This is a genomic window from Algoriphagus sp. SE2, from assembly GCF_039563885.1.
Lineage (GTDB): Bacteria > Bacteroidota > Bacteroidia > Cytophagales > Cyclobacteriaceae > Algoriphagus.
In genome coordinates this window covers 125,978-143,364 of sequence record NZ_JBCLWJ010000013.1, presented here as the reverse complement: position 1 = coordinate 143,364, position 17,387 = coordinate 125,978, and the positions used below count along the sequence as shown (strand labels likewise).

The 17,387-nt window shown below is 36.7% G+C and carries 10 protein-coding genes and 1 pseudogene; 5 read left to right on the top strand and 6 right to left on the bottom strand.

Going from position 1 to position 17,387, the window contains the following annotated elements:
• Together AAGF08_RS15295 and AAGF08_RS15290 are read left to right on the top strand one after the other, a co-directional pair.
• Nucleotides 1-2,305, top strand: a 2,305-nt coding sequence (locus AAGF08_RS15295) for an HYR domain-containing protein (protein WP_343512148.1), incomplete at its 5' end; no start/stop codon positions are given.
• Nucleotides 2,306-2,409: 104 nt separating this feature from the next.
• Nucleotides 2,410-2,546 (top strand): annotated as a pseudogene (locus AAGF08_RS15290) (dTDP-glucose 4,6-dehydratase); the annotation flags it as partial.
• Nucleotides 2,547-2,747: 201 nt separating this feature from the next.
• On the opposite strand, the gene AAGF08_RS15285 reads toward AAGF08_RS15290, so the two are convergent.
• From AAGF08_RS15285 to AAGF08_RS15275, 3 genes are read right to left on the bottom strand one after another with little or no spacing between them, the layout of a single operon-like run.
• On the bottom strand, nt 2,748-3,815 hold the full coding sequence (locus tag AAGF08_RS15285) for a DUF4249 family protein (RefSeq protein ID WP_343512147.1): 1,068 nt from the start codon (nt 3,813-3,815) through the stop codon (nt 2,748-2,750).
• A 35-nt stretch (nt 3,816-3,850) separates the two neighbouring features.
• Entirely contained in the window at nt 3,851-4,927 is a 1,077-nt protein-coding gene (locus AAGF08_RS15280) for a DUF4249 domain-containing protein (RefSeq protein ID WP_343512146.1), read from the bottom strand.
• Complete coding sequence (locus AAGF08_RS15275) at nt 4,924-7,305, bottom strand: carboxypeptidase-like regulatory domain-containing protein (protein WP_343512145.1); 2,382 nt, start codon at nt 7,303-7,305, stop codon at nt 4,924-4,926. The genes AAGF08_RS15280 and AAGF08_RS15275 overlap by 4 nt, the downstream gene beginning before the upstream one ends.
• Nucleotides 7,306-7,918: 613 nt before the next feature.
• On the opposite strand from AAGF08_RS15275, the gene AAGF08_RS15270 reads away from it, so the two are divergent.
• Nucleotides 7,919-8,755: a hypothetical protein gene (locus AAGF08_RS15270; RefSeq protein WP_343512143.1), complete on the top strand. Its 837-nt coding sequence runs from the start codon at nt 7,919-7,921 to the stop codon at nt 8,753-8,755.
• A 194-nt stretch (nt 8,756-8,949) separates the two neighbouring features.
• On the opposite strand, the gene AAGF08_RS15265 is transcribed toward AAGF08_RS15270, so the two are convergent.
• Nucleotides 8,950-12,084 (bottom strand): hypothetical protein, encoded by a 3,135-nt coding sequence (locus AAGF08_RS15265; protein WP_343512142.1) that lies wholly within the window; start codon nt 12,082-12,084, stop codon nt 8,950-8,952.
• Between the two features lie 166 nt (nt 12,085-12,250).
• Between AAGF08_RS15265 and AAGF08_RS15260 the strand changes: the two genes are divergently transcribed.
• Nucleotides 12,251-14,092, top strand: coding sequence for a M1 family metallopeptidase (locus AAGF08_RS15260; RefSeq protein ID WP_343512141.1), 1,842 nt, complete (start codon nt 12,251-12,253; stop codon nt 14,090-14,092).
• 66 nt (nt 14,093-14,158) lie between these two features.
• On the opposite strand, the gene AAGF08_RS15255 is transcribed toward AAGF08_RS15260, so the two are convergent.
• On the bottom strand, nt 14,159-14,335 hold the full coding sequence (locus AAGF08_RS15255; protein ID WP_343512140.1) for a histone H1: 177 nt from the start codon (nt 14,333-14,335) through the stop codon (nt 14,159-14,161).
• A gap of 103 nt (nt 14,336-14,438) precedes the next feature.
• A complete protein-coding gene (locus tag AAGF08_RS15250) occupies nt 14,439-15,689 on the bottom strand; it encodes an aminotransferase class I/II-fold pyridoxal phosphate-dependent enzyme (RefSeq protein ID WP_343512139.1) in 1,251 nt (416 codons plus the stop codon).
• A gap of 195 nt (nt 15,690-15,884) precedes the next feature.
• Here AAGF08_RS15250 and AAGF08_RS15245 point away from each other — a divergent pair, with 195 nt between their 5' ends.
• The gene (locus tag AAGF08_RS15245; protein WP_343512138.1) at nt 15,885-17,384 is read left to right on the top strand and encodes an acetyl-CoA carboxylase biotin carboxylase subunit; all 1,500 of its coding nucleotides are present in this window, start codon (nt 15,885-15,887) and stop codon (nt 17,382-17,384) included.
• The last annotated feature ends 3 nt before the right edge of the window (nt 17,385-17,387 follow it).

The window sequence follows — 17,387 nt, the reverse complement described above, 5'->3', positions numbered from 1 at the left end:
GTTGATCACGAATGTTCCGGCAAATTTCACATTAGAGAATGATCCAGATACCTGTGGAGCGGTAGTGACTTGGACAGAACCATTTGCCACTGATAATTGTAGCATTAACTCGTTTACATCTGATCAGATGAATGGATCAGTCTTCCCAGTTGGAGAGACTACCGTAACTTATACCGCCCTTGACATTCATGGCAATACTGCAACAGCCAACTTCAAGGTAACGGTGAATGATACAGAGTTGCCAACTGTAAATACTAGGGATAGAACTTTTACTATTAATGTTGGGGAGACACTAACTATATTACCAGCAGATATAGATAATGGAACTTTTGATAATTGTGGAATATCAAGTTTAGAATTAGATATCAATTCATTCACAAGCATAGATGAAGGTGAAAATTTAGTTTCTCTTATTGCAACTGATGTGAATGGAAATACCAATTCGAATAATGCAGTTGTAACCATATCAATAAATGGAGGAGACCCCGGTAAAACCGATTCTGATGGAGATGGTTATACACCAGATGACGGTGATTGTGATGACTCCAACGATACTGTTTATCCAGGAGCCCCTGAAATCTGTGATGGCATTGACAATGATTGTGATGGATTGGTTGACGATGAAGATCCAGACGCTATTGGACTGACTACTTATTACAGAGATCAGGATGGTGATGGATTCGGCGATGCAAGTAATTCGATAGAGTCTTGTTCAGTTCCTGTAGGTTATGTGTCAAATTCTGATGATTGCGATGATTTTGATGAATTGAAAAACCCAGGAATTCCTTCTAGTTGCGATTCAGACCCTTGTGCTGTTGAGCTTAATATAATAAGTGTTTTAGGACCTTTGGATCCAAACCCTGTTAATTCAGAAATTATTGTTTCAGCTGAAGTAGAAGGAAATATTGTAGAAGCATTCTGGGACTGGGATGATGGTACGACTACTTCTATAATCGATTTTAATTCAGATTATACAGCTCGTCATGTTTATTCAGACGCAGGTGTATATCAAATAAGATTAATTGTAAAAGATGAGTGTGGCAGAGTATTAGATAAATCTACTGATCTAGCAGTCATTTTTGATCCAGATGGAGGTTTTGTCACAGGAGGTGGAACTATCTGGTCTCCGAAAGGGGCATATTTACCTGATACAGAAGCGGAAGGTAGAGCCAATTTTGGGTTTATTGCCAAATACAAAAAAGGAAGCAACAAAGTTGATGGAAACACAGAATTCCAATTCAAAAATGGTGGAGTGAACTTTAAAAGCTCATTCTACGAAGATATGACATTGGTTATTTCAGGCTATAAAGCTTTATACAAAGGAGAAGGAAGCATTAATGGAGAAGAAGGCTATTCATTTATGGTTTCTGCAGTAGATGGAAATATAAAGGGTGAAAATGAACCAGATAAATTTAGAATTAAGATCTGGCAAAGCGAGACATCTGAGATTATTTATGATAATCAGTTTGGAGCTTCCGATAAAGAAGAAGCAACAACAGTTCTGACTGGTGGAAGTATTGTTATTCATAACCCCAAAAGAGGTAAGAATAAATCAATAAATACCTCTGAAATAATCACAGTAGATTGGAACACTTCTAGGGAAATACTTGAAGTAAAATTAAATGGTATTTTATCTCAGTTTCCACAAAAAACTGTGATTTGGGAAATGGATCAATATAGTCCTACCATTGAGGGAATTCAGTTTGTAGAAGGATTATTAATAGATTCAGACTTGGTTGGATCTCCCGAAGATATTCAAGTTGGTATTTTAGTATTGGATAAGCCCATTCCAACAGATATACATCTTTCAAACCTTATAATTCCATCAGATGCCAGAGAAGGAGAAATAGTTGGAATCTTTAAGACTATTGATCCTGCTGATGATTATCATATTTATGAAATAGAGGCACACCCAAATTTCTTTGTAAAAAATAATCAGCTGATTTGGAAAGGTTCGGAATTGGAAAGTAGTTCTACTGCCATTAGAGTTTCAAGCAAGGATAGGGTAGGTAATGTTATTTACGAAGAATTTAACCTTTCTAAAGAATACCAGGAGAACTCTGTTCTCGTTTATCCAAACCCTGCATCAAAAGAAACAAACATCAAAATAGAATTCTCTCAAACTTCTATGGTCGATCTGAAGATTTTTGATGCTGCCGGTAGGCTAGTCTTTGAAGAGTCTGGCGAATATGAAAAAGGATTTGTTAGAAAAATTGATTTAAGAGAATTTAGCAATGGATTATATCAGATTCAGGTTCAGATTAACTTCCAAACTATTACAAGAAGGTTGATAAAAAACAATTAAGAGAAGAATACTTATTGAAGTGAAAAGCTATTTGCTCTTAATAGTATTTGGGAAGGATTAGGACTTAGTTCTTCAATAAACTTTAGTAAATCTTAGAAGGATTCGGGATTGAATCAAGCCTTCAATTTGAAGAAGGAATTGAATCACAATTGATTGGTATTTGAAAAATCAGGAATGGTTGGATCATGTAACCTCTGGTTCTTACCAAGATTATTATTCTGAATTATATGAAAATAGATAAGAGATAATAGTCTTTGAAAAAATCAATTGGACTAGCCATGAAATTTGCAAGGTTTTTTAATTGAATTCAGTGATAGAGTTCGGTATTCAAGGACTCATGCGGCATATATATAACAATGATCTTTCCAGATTAAATGATTATATGATAGAAAATCGAATATTTTGGAAAAGCACCTACCTATTTGAGGGTTGAAAGGTCAGGTTAATCGTAAATCCACCAGTCTGGTTTTGTACTTGTCCACTCCCTTCCCGCTGCTCGACCTTCACAGGATAGACAATCTGCCGCATATTGATTTGTGGGTTTTCCGGGGATGTTGTTACAAATCGGTTGCAAATAAATGGGAGATATCTCAGAGGTCACAAAGAACCTTGAAACTGATGATTTTGCAACCTCAAAGAAGCCCAAAACAATCTCATTTGGATTTTCAGTATTTATAATATTTCCGAATACCGGTGCAGGGGGTATGTCAAAGAGGGAACCCTTGTTGTTGATGACACTATTGATTTTTTGCCAGTACTCAAAAGCCTCCCTGTTGATGCTTAGCTGTTTAACAGTTACAAAATATGGGAATAAGAAAGCATTGTCAAATTTCCTGGTAGCCAGTAATCTCTCTGTTTGCCTACTCGTAGTAACTGTCCCATCAAATAAATTTACTTTTGTTGGATCCATGACATCAAAAATGAAACAGGGTGGAGGAGGAGGCGTTCCGGGTGGAATCCAAAGTAGCTGCCAATAATGAGCTTCCTCTACTATCCACCTGATGAAGAGCTGTTCTTTAGTTTCCGGCAACTCCGATTTTGTAAATACCTTAAAAACATGCTCATCTAGCGAGGATCTGAAAGGTTCATAGGCAACTTGGTAGCTTAGACTGTCCTTTCCCACAACATCCGGCATTTCTTGAAATTTTGACTGATAGGTCTCCCCATTTAAAATAACCTCTAGAGCATAACTTTTCCCTTTTGCTGATTTCACCCCATGTAATTCATAAACTCCATTTCCTTTGTTGAGATATGATAATTTTTCTTCCCCTTTGGTCAGCAAATAAACTGTTGCATTCGAAACACCTTTGGGCCGAAAACCAAAAGGTGCAGAGGTACTGATATTGACAACATGCTTATCATCAATATCAGTAAATAATCCATAAATAATTAATTCTCCCTCTTGTGTTTCCTGCCAAAAATCAAGTTGTTCAATGCAGGAGAATGATATCAAAATCAAGAAAGAAAAGAAAGAAAGTTGCTTTAATTTCGAATTAAGGTTCTTTTTCATTTTTAGATATTATTCTTTCACAAACCCCAATCTTCTCAATCAAACTTCCACCAATCTGGTGCATTGTTTGTCCACCTTCTTCCTTGGGCTCTTGCTTCGCAGGACTTGCATTCAGAGGCATAGGAATTCTCAGGTTTATTTGGGAAATACTGACAAGGATCTACAAGAAAAAACGGGACATCCTCACGAGTTGTATAAATCCTTGACACCTTGGTTTTGGCAACTTCAAAATACCCCAAGACTGTTTCATTTGGATCTTCAAAATTGGAGATATTTCCTAATACTGAAGCAGGGGGAATATCAAATAAAGATCCTTGGTTATTGATTATAATATTTATTTTTTCCCAATATTCATAAGCCTCCCGATTGATGCTGAGTTGCTTAACGCTCACAAAAAATGGATAAAGGAAGGAATTATCCACTAATCTTTTTGCCAAAACAAATTTCCCTTTTTGAGTATTTGTGCTCGAACCGTCAAATAAATTGACTCTATTAGGTTCAATAACATCAGATATAAAACAAGGAGGAGGTGGTGGGGGAGGAAATCCCGTCCCAGGTAAATATACCAAAGGCCAAAAATAAGTCTCCTCGACCATCCATCTAAGGTAGATCGGATTTGATGAATTTGGCAGTGTCGTCTCCGAAAAAACTGTAAATACTGATTCCGGAGATTCCGTCCTGAATGGTTCTTTATTAAATTCAAAACTGATCACATCATCCGCTAAAAGCTCCGGAATTTTTTCATAATTTGACATGTAGACCTTGTCTTCCAGAATTACCTCGATGGCATAACTTTCACCTTCTATTGCAGCAAATCCTTCTAATATATATTCCCCAAAACCATTAGAAATGTATCTAAATCTGCTTCCGGATGCTGTCAATAAAGAAACTTTTGCTTCCCTAACACCCAATGGGTCAAATCCAAAAGCGGATGTCCTCGATACTGTTACTATTTGTCTTTCATACCTATCGGTCAACAGTCCATAGATAACTAATTGCTCTTCTTGTGGATCGTCAAAAGAATCAAGTTTATCAATGCAGGAAAAAGGTAATAATAAGTATAGAGAAAACACCAAAAGCAATCGGGTAGATATTTTAGTGCGTGAGATCATTTGCCAAAAGAAACAGTGTATGTAAATGATGGGAAAACGGAACCCAAAATTGAAATCTGATAAGGTACCAATCGCTGAGTCCTTCCTTCCCTTTGAAAAAATACTGAATAGGCATTTCTTCGACCTGTGAGGTTGTAGACACTAAAATTAATTTTATCATCCCATTTTCTCACAAATCCATTGGTTAGGTAAGAAAAGTCAATTCTAAAATAATTTGGAATCCTGAATTCATTTCTGTTTCCAAAATTTGGAACAAAAATCCCTCCTATAACATAGTTAGATGAAAGGCCTGTAACAGGTCTGCCAGATGAAAAATTGATATTTGTATTGAAAGTCCTTCCTCTTCCAATATGAATGTTGGTGACAAGAGAAATATTATGAGGTTTGTCAAAATTGGCAGCAAACCAATTGCCCTGATTGACCTGGATTTCTAGAAATTCGGAGGTTGTTCTAATCAACGACCTGGAATAGGTATAAGAAAGCCAACCTGTGATACCGCCGCTATTTTTTTGGATCAATACTTCCGCACCATAAGCTTTGCCTTCTCCTTGGATCAATTCTGTCTCTAAGTGCGGATTTACAAACAAATCAGCAAAATCCCTGTATTCCAACTGGTTGTCAGAAGTCCGATAAAAACCCTCAAAAGAAGTAGACCATTCATCCTCTTTGAAGTTTCGGAAGTATCCTAAAGAAGCATTGTGAGACCTTTGTGGTAAGATGTAGATTGTGCTCAACTGCCAAAGATCTATTGGCGTCGGGCCCGTAGCATTAGAGATGGTCTGAAGGTATTGGTTCATGACAGAATATCCACCTTTGATGGAACTGGTTTTGTCAATTGTAAAACGGAATGACAGCCTTGGTTCCAAACCAGAATACCTAACGACTTGTCCACTTTCTATAAAATCCACCCCATCAATCGTCAATCTAGACATGGGAACTCCTTCTTGATATCTATAGACTGAGTCGGGTCCTTGTTGTACATAATTTGAATACCTGATTCCTCCTGAAAGAGAAAATTTTTCTGATGGATTCCAATCAGCAGATACAAAGGGTGCATATTCCAATCCTCGTTCTTTCTGAATCCTTTGCATTGCTATCCCTGAGTCTGCCGAGAGTGGACTTTGGGACTCTGGTCTCATTTTGTATTGAATGGCTTCTGCACCGAAGTTGATGTCCACTTTTTCTAGAGTCCATAAGCTGATTATTTTTCCTTGGTAATAAAAAAGTCCATTTTCAATTTTAGAAGGATCTATTAGAGAGGGTTCAAAAAAACCATTATTAAATGACCCATAAGCTACCATTCCGACTAAAGAGAAGTTATCGGTCAATAGGTTTCGACTGGTCAGTGACCCTACAAAATTGTTCCATTCAAACCCAAATTGATTGGAAAACCTGAAATAATCTCCGGTATTTAGCAGGTTAAAATCAAGGCTATTATTATCAGAAAATTGGTGATTGATGCCTAAATAAAAATCATGGAAGTTAATCTTGCTATTTTGGACATCAACTTCTTTTGTTTTGCCCAAAAGCCAATTGGCATTAGATAACCTGGAGGCAAATATCAATGAGGTCTTTTCTGGTATGATTGGTCCTTCTATCAAGAATTTGCTGACTGCAGTTCCTAAAGAAGCACTGCCTTTCCAGTTTTCTCTATTCCCTTTCCTCATTTCGATATTCAACGCTGATGCACTCCTTCCACCAAAATAGCTCGGCACGGTTCCTTTGTACAAGGTGAAATTTTGGAGAACATCACCATTAAAAGATGATAGGAAACCCAATGCATGATTGTTACTGAGCACTATGGCTTCGTTCATCATGATTAGGTTTTGATCTGCCTGTCCACCTCTTATATTCATTCCTGCAGAACCTTCGCCTACCGAAGTTACTCCCGGCATAGATTGGAGAACATTGAACACATCAGCCTCTCCCATAAATGCTGGTACAAGTTTTATCTCATTGATGTTCATTTTGGTGACACCAGTAATCGCACTTCGAATATTTCTATCGCGCTCTTCTGCCTGTACCGTGAATGTCTCCAATTCAAAATCGCGGTCTGTTAGAGCAATGTCTAATTGGCCGTCCCCATACAGATAGACAATATAATGAGCAGGTTGTTTTCCTAACTGCCGAAAAACTATCCTGTGTTTTCCGGAATCAAGTGAAAGGGCATATTGTCCAACTTTGTTTGTATTGTTTCCGGTGAAGAATCCGTCGATATGAATGGAAACACCTTCCAATGGCTCGGAAGTCCCAAACTGAATGATCTTGCCTTTTAAAGAATATTTTGATCTTTTGGATGAATCCGTCTGTTCAAATCTGATTTCTGTAAATTCCGTCTGTGCGCAACTTGGTTGGAAATAAATAGTCAATATAGGCATTAGCATCAGAAACAATTGATGAGGTTTGAATCCTAATTTTCTAAAGAAGGGATTTTCCTTTATTGATCGAAAAAAACGTTGATGCTTGATTTTCAATTGGTTGATTTTTGTAATTGAATTGGCACGTCATTTAACTTTACAAATTCAAGATTGACTTTTTTGAATTCCCTGGAATATTAACCTTTCTCAATATTTGATTGGTTTTTACTCTAATTGTTTAGGCAAATTCTTTCTTACCAAATATAAGGATCAGTATACTAGTAAATTATATAATTAGGGTGGAGATAAAAAGGATTTTTTAATCTTACAATTTAACTCGTCCTAAAGTAGCTTAACAAAAAATGCGGTGGCAGAATGAGTCAACGAAATTCTCAATCATGAATTCTTTTTGAGAATCGATAGATAGCACTTCATAATGTGTAGTTATATAAAGTCTGGTGGTACTCATCAGACTTTTTTATCATCATTAAATTTGCTATTAAATACGTTTTCTAAGACTTAAAAAACTTAAATTGAATTTTTCAAAAGTGTTTGTAAAATATTGATAATCAATTAAATAAATTTATTTAAATTGAATGTAGATTAATTTTTATAAACTTAAAAACTTTTACAAATGGGATTTATTGATGATTTAAAAAAGGCCGCCCATGAGGTGGAGGATGTCTTTGATAAAATCAAGGGAGATCTGAAAAAGGATATTAAAGAAGCTGAAAACGAAATTAAGACAGGGATTCAGGATTTTGAATCTGCTGTTAAAACTGCTTTGACAAAAGCAGGAGCGGAAGAAGTTGATTTAATAAACAAAGCTAAATCTGAATTTTCGACCTTAATGGGTGATTTAAAAGATGAAGAAAGTAAAATTCATCAGCTTTACACAGCAGTGAAATCAAAAATGACCTCTGATGAGGATAGAGTCAAAAGTATAATTAAAAATTTGGTTGATTCTAATGAAAAGCAAAATTCCGAAGATTTTAAAACTATTTTAACCGAGTTTTTAACTCCAATTTGGGATACAATTGAAAATGAATTTGACGATTTAAAATCTGTTAGTGTTGGAGTAACCGAGGAAGTATCTGGAGTAATCGGAGAAAGCGAAATCTTAAGTGTGGGATACAAGTTTAGAGGGGACAATGATATTCGGGTTCTCTCCGATACAGGAATCTCTATTGGTGCTGAAGAAGGTGGCGAAATAGGAGTTTTTGCAGGAATCTGGACTACAGGACCAAAGCAATTAAAGGGATCATTTTTATCTCTTGATCTAGAACTTGATGATGGAGTAGGAGTAGGAGTTAAAGTATATTTTGATTTGCTTCAGTTTATTGAATACTTCTTAGGCTTATCAAAACATGATAACGGATTTAGAGGAGTAATTATTTTGGGAACTGCAGGTGAAGTAGCAGAGGCTGATTTTGAATATAATTTAAGCTTAACTTATCGCATACCTGATTAAGATTCTCTTGAATATTCTCACTTTAATTAAGATTGTGAGGTGATTCAGATTTTAAACTTGGTTGCATATTCCAAAAAAGCAATTAGTTCAATTTCAAAATATTCCTTTTTTGTATTCAATTTTAGATAGGAAATAGTATAAAAAAAAGAGCGTTTGGTTTTGTCCAAACGCTCTTCTTCAAAATACACTGAGATTTATTTTTTCACATTTTCAAATAAGTCTATTTCGGTGTTTTTTACCTTGTCCTCAAAGGCTTTCCAATCTCCATTCATGAATTCTTCGACTTTAGCTATGGCTTCGGAGGCAGCTTCTTTTCCTTGCTCATAAAGTCTTTCTTCAGTTTCTCCCGGAGTAGTATAAGAAGAACTTACATATCTCCTTGGAGCAAAAACCATATTCATTGTTGTTGGATATAAGTTTCTTACTATTCCCTGACCTTCGAGTGTTGGGCCATTGAAAGCTTCTCGGGTTGTGTCTAGTTTTTTCTTTATTTCCTTGGCAGCTTTGGCAAGTTCTTTTGCATCATCAGTTTCTACATCTTTGGTCAAAGTCAATACTTTATCGATTACTTTTTGCGCTTCATCTAATTTTTTTGTTGACGCTGAAACCTCATTTGAAAGTGCTTCTAACTTTTTCAAGAAATCATCTTTTGCTTTCAAGTCTGCCATATTTACTTGAATCCTTGGATCTGGTAAAACGTTGATAGTTGTTTCAGACTCTTCTTCACTATAAGCAAACACTACTTTATAGGTTCCCGGTAAAGCATCTCCTCCAGAAGGTTCGTAAAATCCAGATCTTCTACCTCCTCGACCACCAAAACCGCCTGTATTTTCTACCGTAGACTTCCGATCAAGATTCCAATTGATTCTGTTAACACCATTTACTGGTACTGTTTTTAACGTTCTGATTTGTTCTCCAGCTTCATTAAAAATGCTAACAGTAACGGTGTCCAATTTTTCTTTGTCATCATTTAAAATGAAGCTCAATCTACCACCAGTCTCTCTGTTTTCACCGGCAAAAATTCCATCAGCTGGAAACCTTTCACCTACAGGTTGTTGGATTTCAGCTTGATAGGCATCTGGTGATGGCACAGCAGTGATTTTCCCTTCTGGTTTATTACCGGTTTTTGCTGCAAAAACGCGCAAAGGTCTGATGTCATCTAATACATAAAATGCTCTTCCAAACGTACCGATTACCAAATCAGCTTCCCTTTCCTGAATGGCCATATCATAAGTAGAAACAGCTTTTGGATACCCATGCTCCCATTTGTTCCAGGTTTTTGCTTTGTCGAAACTGACATACAATCCATATTCTGTTCCCAAGAAAACAAGATTCGGTTGTACGGGATCTTGCTTAATAGAAAGCGTATATCCCCAAACTTTAGAGTCATCAACAATTCTTGTGAAGCTTCCACCTGCATTTGAAGTATGATAGGCATAAGCAGAAAAATCATTGTTTCTATAGTTGTTTGCGATCACCCATGCCTCATCTGCATTATATGTTGATGCTTGAATCTGAGCAATCCAAGATGCTTTTGGAAGTCCAGTAAGCTTATCGACCACATTTGTCCAGGTCTCTCCACCATCTTTTGTAAGTTGAACATTTCCGTCATCAGTACCGACCCAGATAATATTTGGATTAATTGGACTAGGTGCAATTGCGATAATGGTGGTGTGATTTTCTGCTCCGGTGATGTCATAAGTTAATCCACCAGTTTCTTGTTGTCTCTGTTTTGTAGAATCATTGGTAGTTAAATCCGGTGAAATGATTTCCCATGTATCTCCATTATCTGATGACTTATGCAAAAACTGAGATCCATAATAAAGCGTATTTTCATCATGAGGATCTTGAGCAATTGCAGCATTCCAATTAAATCGTAAGAAAACATCTTTATCAGGATGTGTAGGTCGGATGGTTTTATTATGTCCTGTTTTTTTATCAAACCTTGATACATTTCCAGCTTGTGACATGGTATACCCGAACCTCGAATTGGCAGGGTGGGGTACTACATCGAAACCATCTCCAAAAGAGACTTCTTGCCAATAGCTGTTTCTGATACCATCTCTTCTCCAAACATAAGCAGGTCCAGTCCAAGACCCATTATCCTGCATTCCTCCATAGATATTATAAGGGATTTCATTGTCTACATTGACATGATAAAATTGTCCGACTGGAAGGTTATCAGCAAAAAACCAGGTTTTTCCACCATCTCTTGAAATATTTAGGCCACCATCATTTCCATCTATTAAAAGTTTTGGGTCATTAGGATTTATATACCACGCGTGGTGATCTGGGTGGACTCCTTGGTATTGAAGTAATTGAGTGAAAGAATTCCCTCCATCTTCGCTTATTCCAACTCTTGAATAAAGAGTATATAGTCTATTTTCATTTTTAGGGTCTGCATGGATATCAAAATAATAAAATGGTCTATCACCTATTGAACCATCGGAATTTATCATTTTGAAATTATCTCCTCCATCTTCTGAAACATAAAGTGCGTTTTTTGAGGATTCAATCAAAGCATAAACTTTACTGCTATTTGCTGCTGAGATAGCTAAACCCATTCTACCCAAGTCACCTTTAGGCAATCCATTAGAGTCATCGAGTTTTTTCCAGTTATCGCCTCCATCGTAAGTCACAAAAAGTCCAGAAGAAGGACCTCCAGACTCAAAGAAATAGGGATATCTTCTATGTTGCCACATATTGACAAAAATCTTATTTGGATTATTAGGATCCATAATCATTTCTCCAACACCTGTTTTAGGATCCATATACAAGATTTTCTCCCAAGTTTTTCCTCCATCTGTCGTTCTATAAAGTCCTCGATCCTCTTGCTCTCCCCATGGAGATCCAATTGCACCAACATAAACAGTATTAGGATCCTCCGGGTGCACGATTATTCTGTGAATAGCCCGAGTTTTTTCAAGTCCCATTAATTCCCAAGTTTCCCCGGCATCCATGGATCGATAAACACCATATCCCAGGTTAAGAGAATTTCTTGGATTTCCTTCTCCAGTTCCTACCCAAATGATATTTGGGTTTTTCTGATAAATGGAAATTGATCCAATGGAGTGGACCTTCTCATTGTCAAAAATTGGCTTCCAATTAATTCCACCTGAAGTTGATTTCCAAAGTCCACCAGATGCAGATCCCGCATAAATGATTGAAGGGTTATCATCTACAGCATCAATTGCCGCAATTCTACCACTCATTGCTGCAGGCCCTATGCTTCTTGCCTTCATAGATTTAAATAGATCCATATCTATATCTTGGGCATAGGTACCTAAACTAAGCAACAGAGCTAAGGATAGGATGTAAAGTTTTCTCATGTTTGTTTTAAGATTGAGTAATTTTCTAAAATAAGATAAAACCCTGAGCTAATTATTGATTTTTTTTTAAAGGGAGTGTACACCCATCAAAAAAATGAATTTGATTTTTTATAGGTGGTTTGGGCTCAGAATTCAAATTGATTTTATTTGCACAAAAAAAGATTCTATGCTTAATATATTGAATAAGCCTGTTTTAGGGCTTTTTCTTTTTGTAATCACAGGGGCATCTGTTATGGCTCAAACAGGCAGATTTCAGCAAGCTGTCGATTACAAAATGGAAGTCGAAATGAATGTTTCAACGAATCAATATTCCGGAACTCAAGTTCTGAAATATTACAACAACTCACCTGATACACTCTACAAAGTATTCTACCATTTATATTATAATGCGTTCCAGCCTGGAAGTATGATGGATGAAAGATCTAGGTCAATTTCTGATCCTGATCGAAGAGTAGGAGATCGTATTAATTCCTTGATGCCGGATGAGATTGGGTATTTGCATGTCAATGAATTGACAATGGATGGAATGAAAGTAGATTTCGAGGAGGTAGAAACAATTTTGGAAGTGACTCTTCCTAAACCAATCCTACCAAATTCTGAAACTGTTTTCAATATGTCTTTTATGGGCCAAGTACCGAAACAAATCAGAAGGTCTGGAAGAGATAGTGAAGAAGGAGTTCGCTATTCCATGTCTCAATGGTATCCTAAAATGGCCAATTATGATGAACAAGGATGGCATTCAAACCCTTACATCGGTCGCGAATTTTATGGTATTTGGGGTGATTTTGATGTTAAAATCACTATAGATAAAAATTATACAATCGGAGGAACGGGCTACCTTCAGAATCCAAATGAAATTGGACATGGGTATGAGGATGATGGAGTATCAATACCAAAAGTCAATGGAGAAACGCTGACTTGGCATTTCAAAGCTCCTATGGTGCACGATTTCATGTGGGCGGCTGATCCAAAATATCGGCATGAAAAAATTGAAATGGAAAATGGAATCACGGTCCACCATTTATTTATACCGACAGAGGAGACAACCGAGAACTGGGAGAAGTTAAAGGAATACACTCCTAAGGCTATCAATTTTCTCTCTGAACATTTTGGACAATATCCCTATAAGCAATTCTCAGTGATTCAAGGAGGTGATGGAGGTATGGAGTATGCTATGTCAACTCTTGTGACAGGTGGAAGAAACTTAAGAAGCTTGGTAAGTGTAATGGCTCATGAATTAGCGCATAGCTGGTTTCATGGAGTGCTTGCCACGAATGAGTCTCTTTATCCTTGGATGGATGAGGGTTTTACAAGTTATGCCTCCAGTCTAACGATGTCAGAGATTTTTAATCCTTCTAAATCTCCATTAGCGGGTTCTTATTCTGGATATTATAGGTTAGTAAAATCTGGGAGAGAAGAACCAATGAGTACTCATTCCGATCATTACCATACCAATTCAGCGTATAGTTCAGCTGCGTATAGCAAAGGAGCTGTATTCTTGGAGCAAATGGGTTATATAATAGGAGCTGATGTAAGAGACCGAGGCATGCATCGCTATTGGAATACATGGAAATTTAAGCATCCAAATGCCAATGATTTTATCCGAATAATGGAAAAAGAGAGTGGATTAGAATTGGATTGGTATAAGGAGTATTTTGTCTATACTACTAAAACAATTAATTACGGTATTAAAGAAGTAAATCCTCAGGGGAATAATACTGATATAATTTTAGAAAGAATAGGACTGATGCCTATGCCTATTGATTTGGTGATAACGTATAAAGACGGTACTCAGGAAATGGTTTATTTACCTTTGGTAATCATGAGAGGAGAGAAGTCTCATGAAGAAGGAGCACCAAAAAGAATCTTAACTGAAGATTGGCCTTGGACAAATCTTACCAAAACAATAACCTTAAATAGGAAAATAGATGAGATAAAATCAATAGAGATAGATCCTAGTAAAAGGCTTGCTGATGTGGAACAGGAGAATAATAGAGTGGAATTTTAATTATCAATAATAAAATATACTTAAACAGAAAAGGTGATCAAACGATCACCTTTTTTGCTTTTAACCTTAACCGGCGTTTTTCATATCTTGAACTTCCTTTCGGATTTCCTGTGCAATGTTTTTCAGGTCTTGCATCCCTTTTCTAACTCTGGTTCCGGCAGCCTGATTGTTTTTTTCATAGAATTTTTCAAAATCGGCTTCCATGGCACTTACAAGATCTTTGATTTCACTAAATCTGCTCATAATAATAGTGATTAAATTTTAGGTTGATGATAAGTTTATTGCCTTCAATATAGCCTAAATACTAACCAATTCAATTAGGAGGCCGTTTTTTTTGATTTTTTTTTTATTCTCCAAATGAATTAGCCAACTCTGAATTTTTATAAATACCTGTTGTGAGTTTCTCCTTGATTGCTGCAAATGCCGTAATTGTTTCTTTTACGTCTTCGAGCGTATGAACTGCTGTTGGAATTAATCGCAAGATAATCATGCCTTTAGGTACAACAGGATAAATAACTACAGAACAGAAAATACCATAATTCTCCCTTAAATCATGGGATAGTGCTGCTGCTTCTCCCACAGTACCATTTAATACAACCGGAGTGACAGGTGAATTGGATTTTCCAGTACTAAACCCATTTTCATGTAACCCTTTTCTAAGTGCATTTACAACTTTCCAAAGGTTGTCTTTGAGTTCAGGCTGTGTTTTTAGTAATTCCAACCTTTTTAAAGCTCCTTCTACTAAAAGCATTGGAAGGGATTTTGCAAAAATTTGAGATCTCATATTGAACCTCAAATAATGGATAACTTTTTCTTGACCTGCGATAAATGCGCCAATTGAAGCCATAGATTTTGCAAAGGTTGAGAAATATAAATCTACTTCCTCAATCACTCCCTGCTCTTCATGTGTACCTGCTCCTGTTTTACCCATGGTACCAAAACCATGTGCATCATCTACCAGAAGGCGGAATTCAAATTTTTTCTTCAGATCGCAAATCTCTTTTAATTTACCCTGATCCCCGGTCATTCCGAATACACCTTCTGTAATCAATAATATCCCTCCTCCGGTTTCAGCCGCTAATTTCGTTGCTCTCTCAAGCTGTTTTTCACAGTTTTCTATATCATTATGTGGAAAAACATATCTTTTCCCCATATGCATCCTTAATGCATCAATTATGCAAGCATGACATTCAGAATCGTAAACAACGACATCCTTTCTATCTAGCAAGGCATCTATCACTGACATAATTCCCTGATAGCCATAGTTTAGTAGATAAGCTTTTTCTTTCCCTACGAATTCAGCAAGTTCATTTTCAAGTTTTTCATGAAGAGAAGTTTGACCTGACATCATTCTTGCTCCCATAGGATAAGCGGCACCCCATTTAGCTGCGGCTTCGGCATCTGTCTTACGTACTTCAGGGTGGTTAGCTAATCCTAGATAATTATTTAAACTCCAGGTTAAAACTTCCTTACCTTGAAAAATCATTCTAGGAGCAATTTCTCCTTCAAGTTTAGGAAACATGAAATAACCATCTGAAAACTTAGAATGCTTGCCCAGTGGGCCCATATTCGTTTTTAACTTAGCAAATAGATCCAAAGCGAATTTTTATTTTAGGTGAGTGCTATTACAATTAAGGAATTATGATCTTTTAATCAAAAATCCGTCAAAAATAAAACTTTAATACCGTCTAAGCAAAAATCAGATTTCGTTTACTTGCATTCTTATCTTTACTCAGATAAATTTCTTTATTTAGTCCCTTTCCTGAATTGACCTTATACAAACAATTAGATAATGCCCAGAATCAAAAAACTACTAGTCGCTAACCGTGGGGAAATAAGTCTGCGGATCATGAAAACTGCTAAAGAAATGGGGATCAAGACGGTTGCTGTTTTTAGTGAAGCGGATAGACTATCTCCTCATGTCAAGTTTGCTGACGAGGCAGTTTGTTTAGGACCACCTGCATCTGCGCAGTCTTATCTTTTAGGAGAAAAAATAATAGAAGTTTGCAAGGAATTGAATGTGGATGCAATCCATCCAGGTTATGGATTTCTTTCAGAGAATGCTGATTTTGCAAAAAAAGTATCAGATTCAGGACTCATTTTTGTCGGACCATCTCCTCATTCCATAGAAGTAATGGGAAGTAAATTGGCGGCAAAGCAAGCAGTTGGGAAATACGATATTCCATTAGTTCCAGGCACAGAAGAAGCTATCTCTGATATTCCTGAAGCAAAAAAGATAGCTAAAAAAATAGGATATCCTATTTTGATAAAAGCGAGTGCTGGAGGAGGAGGAAAAGGAATGCGTATAGTTGAAAATGAATCTGAATTTGAAGAACAAATGGATAGGGCTATTAGCGAAGCAATTTCTTCATTTGGTGATGGTGCAGTTTTTATTGAAAAATTTATTATATCTCCGAGGCATATAGAAATCCAGATACTAGGCGATCAGCAAGGAAACGTTGTTTATCTCTTCGAAAGGGAATGTTCCATACAGAGGAGGCATCAGAAGGTGATTGAGGAAGCTCCATCTTCCGTAGTAACTCCTAAAATGAGAAAGGCTATGGGCGAGGCAGCTGTAGGTGTTGCAAAAGCCTGTGATTATTATGGTGCCGGGACAGTTGAGTTTATTGTAGATGATAGGTTGAATTTCTATTTCTTGGAAATGAATACAAGGCTTCAGGTAGAGCATCCTGTCACTGAGATGATTACGGGAAAAGATTTGGTAAAGGAACAGATTCTAATTGCCGAAGGTAACCCTCTTTCATTCTCCCAGGAAGATTTAAGAATAAATGGACATTCAGTAGAAGTTCGTGTTTACGCAGAGGACCCCAAAAACAACTTTCTTCCGGATATCGGTACATTAAATACTTACAGAAGACCACAAGGCCCTGGGATTAGAGTAGATGATGGTTTTGAGGAGGGAATGAAAATTCCTATTTATTACGACCCAATGATTGCTAAATTAATCACCCATGCCGAAACAAGACAGGGAGCTATAGAAAGAATGATTAGTGCGATAGAAGATTACCAAATTTCAGGGATTCAAACGACACTGAGCTTTTGCAAATTTGCTTTAAAACATGAGGCTTTTTCTTCAGGTAATTTTGATACTAAATTTGTGGAGGAATATTTTAAGCCTGAGGTTTTAGAACCAGAATTTTCTGCTGAAGAAAAAGAACTATTGGCTGCTTTAGCAATCGAGTTTTATGAAAATTCAAATTCCGGGACTAAACAGAAAACAGAATTGACTGGCGAAAAAGAAAAATCTGCTTGGAGAAAAAGGTTGAATTAATAA

Bases quoted from the DNA above. Each gene is read 5' to 3' on its own strand.
- AAGF08_RS15285 (WP_343512147.1), bottom strand. From the start codon at position 3,815: ATGAAAAAGAACCTTAATTCGAAATTAAAGCAACTTTCTTTCTTTTCT.
- AAGF08_RS15280 (WP_343512146.1), bottom strand. From the start codon at position 4,927: ATGATCTCACGCACTAAAATATCTACCCGATTGCTTTTGGTGTTTTCT.
- AAGF08_RS15275 (WP_343512145.1), bottom strand. From the start codon at position 7,305: ATGCCTATATTGACTATTTATTTCCAACCAAGTTGCGCACAGACGGAA.
- AAGF08_RS15270 (WP_343512143.1), top strand. From the start codon at position 7,919: ATGGGATTTATTGATGATTTAAAAAAGGCCGCCCATGAGGTGGAGGAT.
- AAGF08_RS15265 (WP_343512142.1), bottom strand. From the start codon at position 12,084: ATGAGAAAACTTTACATCCTATCCTTAGCTCTGTTGCTTAGTTTAGGT.
- AAGF08_RS15260 (WP_343512141.1), top strand. From the start codon at position 12,251: ATGCTTAATATATTGAATAAGCCTGTTTTAGGGCTTTTTCTTTTTGTA.
- AAGF08_RS15255 (WP_343512140.1), bottom strand. From the start codon at position 14,335: ATGAGCAGATTTAGTGAAATCAAAGATCTTGTAAGTGCCATGGAAGCC.
- AAGF08_RS15245 (WP_343512138.1), top strand. From the start codon at position 15,885: ATGCCCAGAATCAAAAAACTACTAGTCGCTAACCGTGGGGAAATAAGT.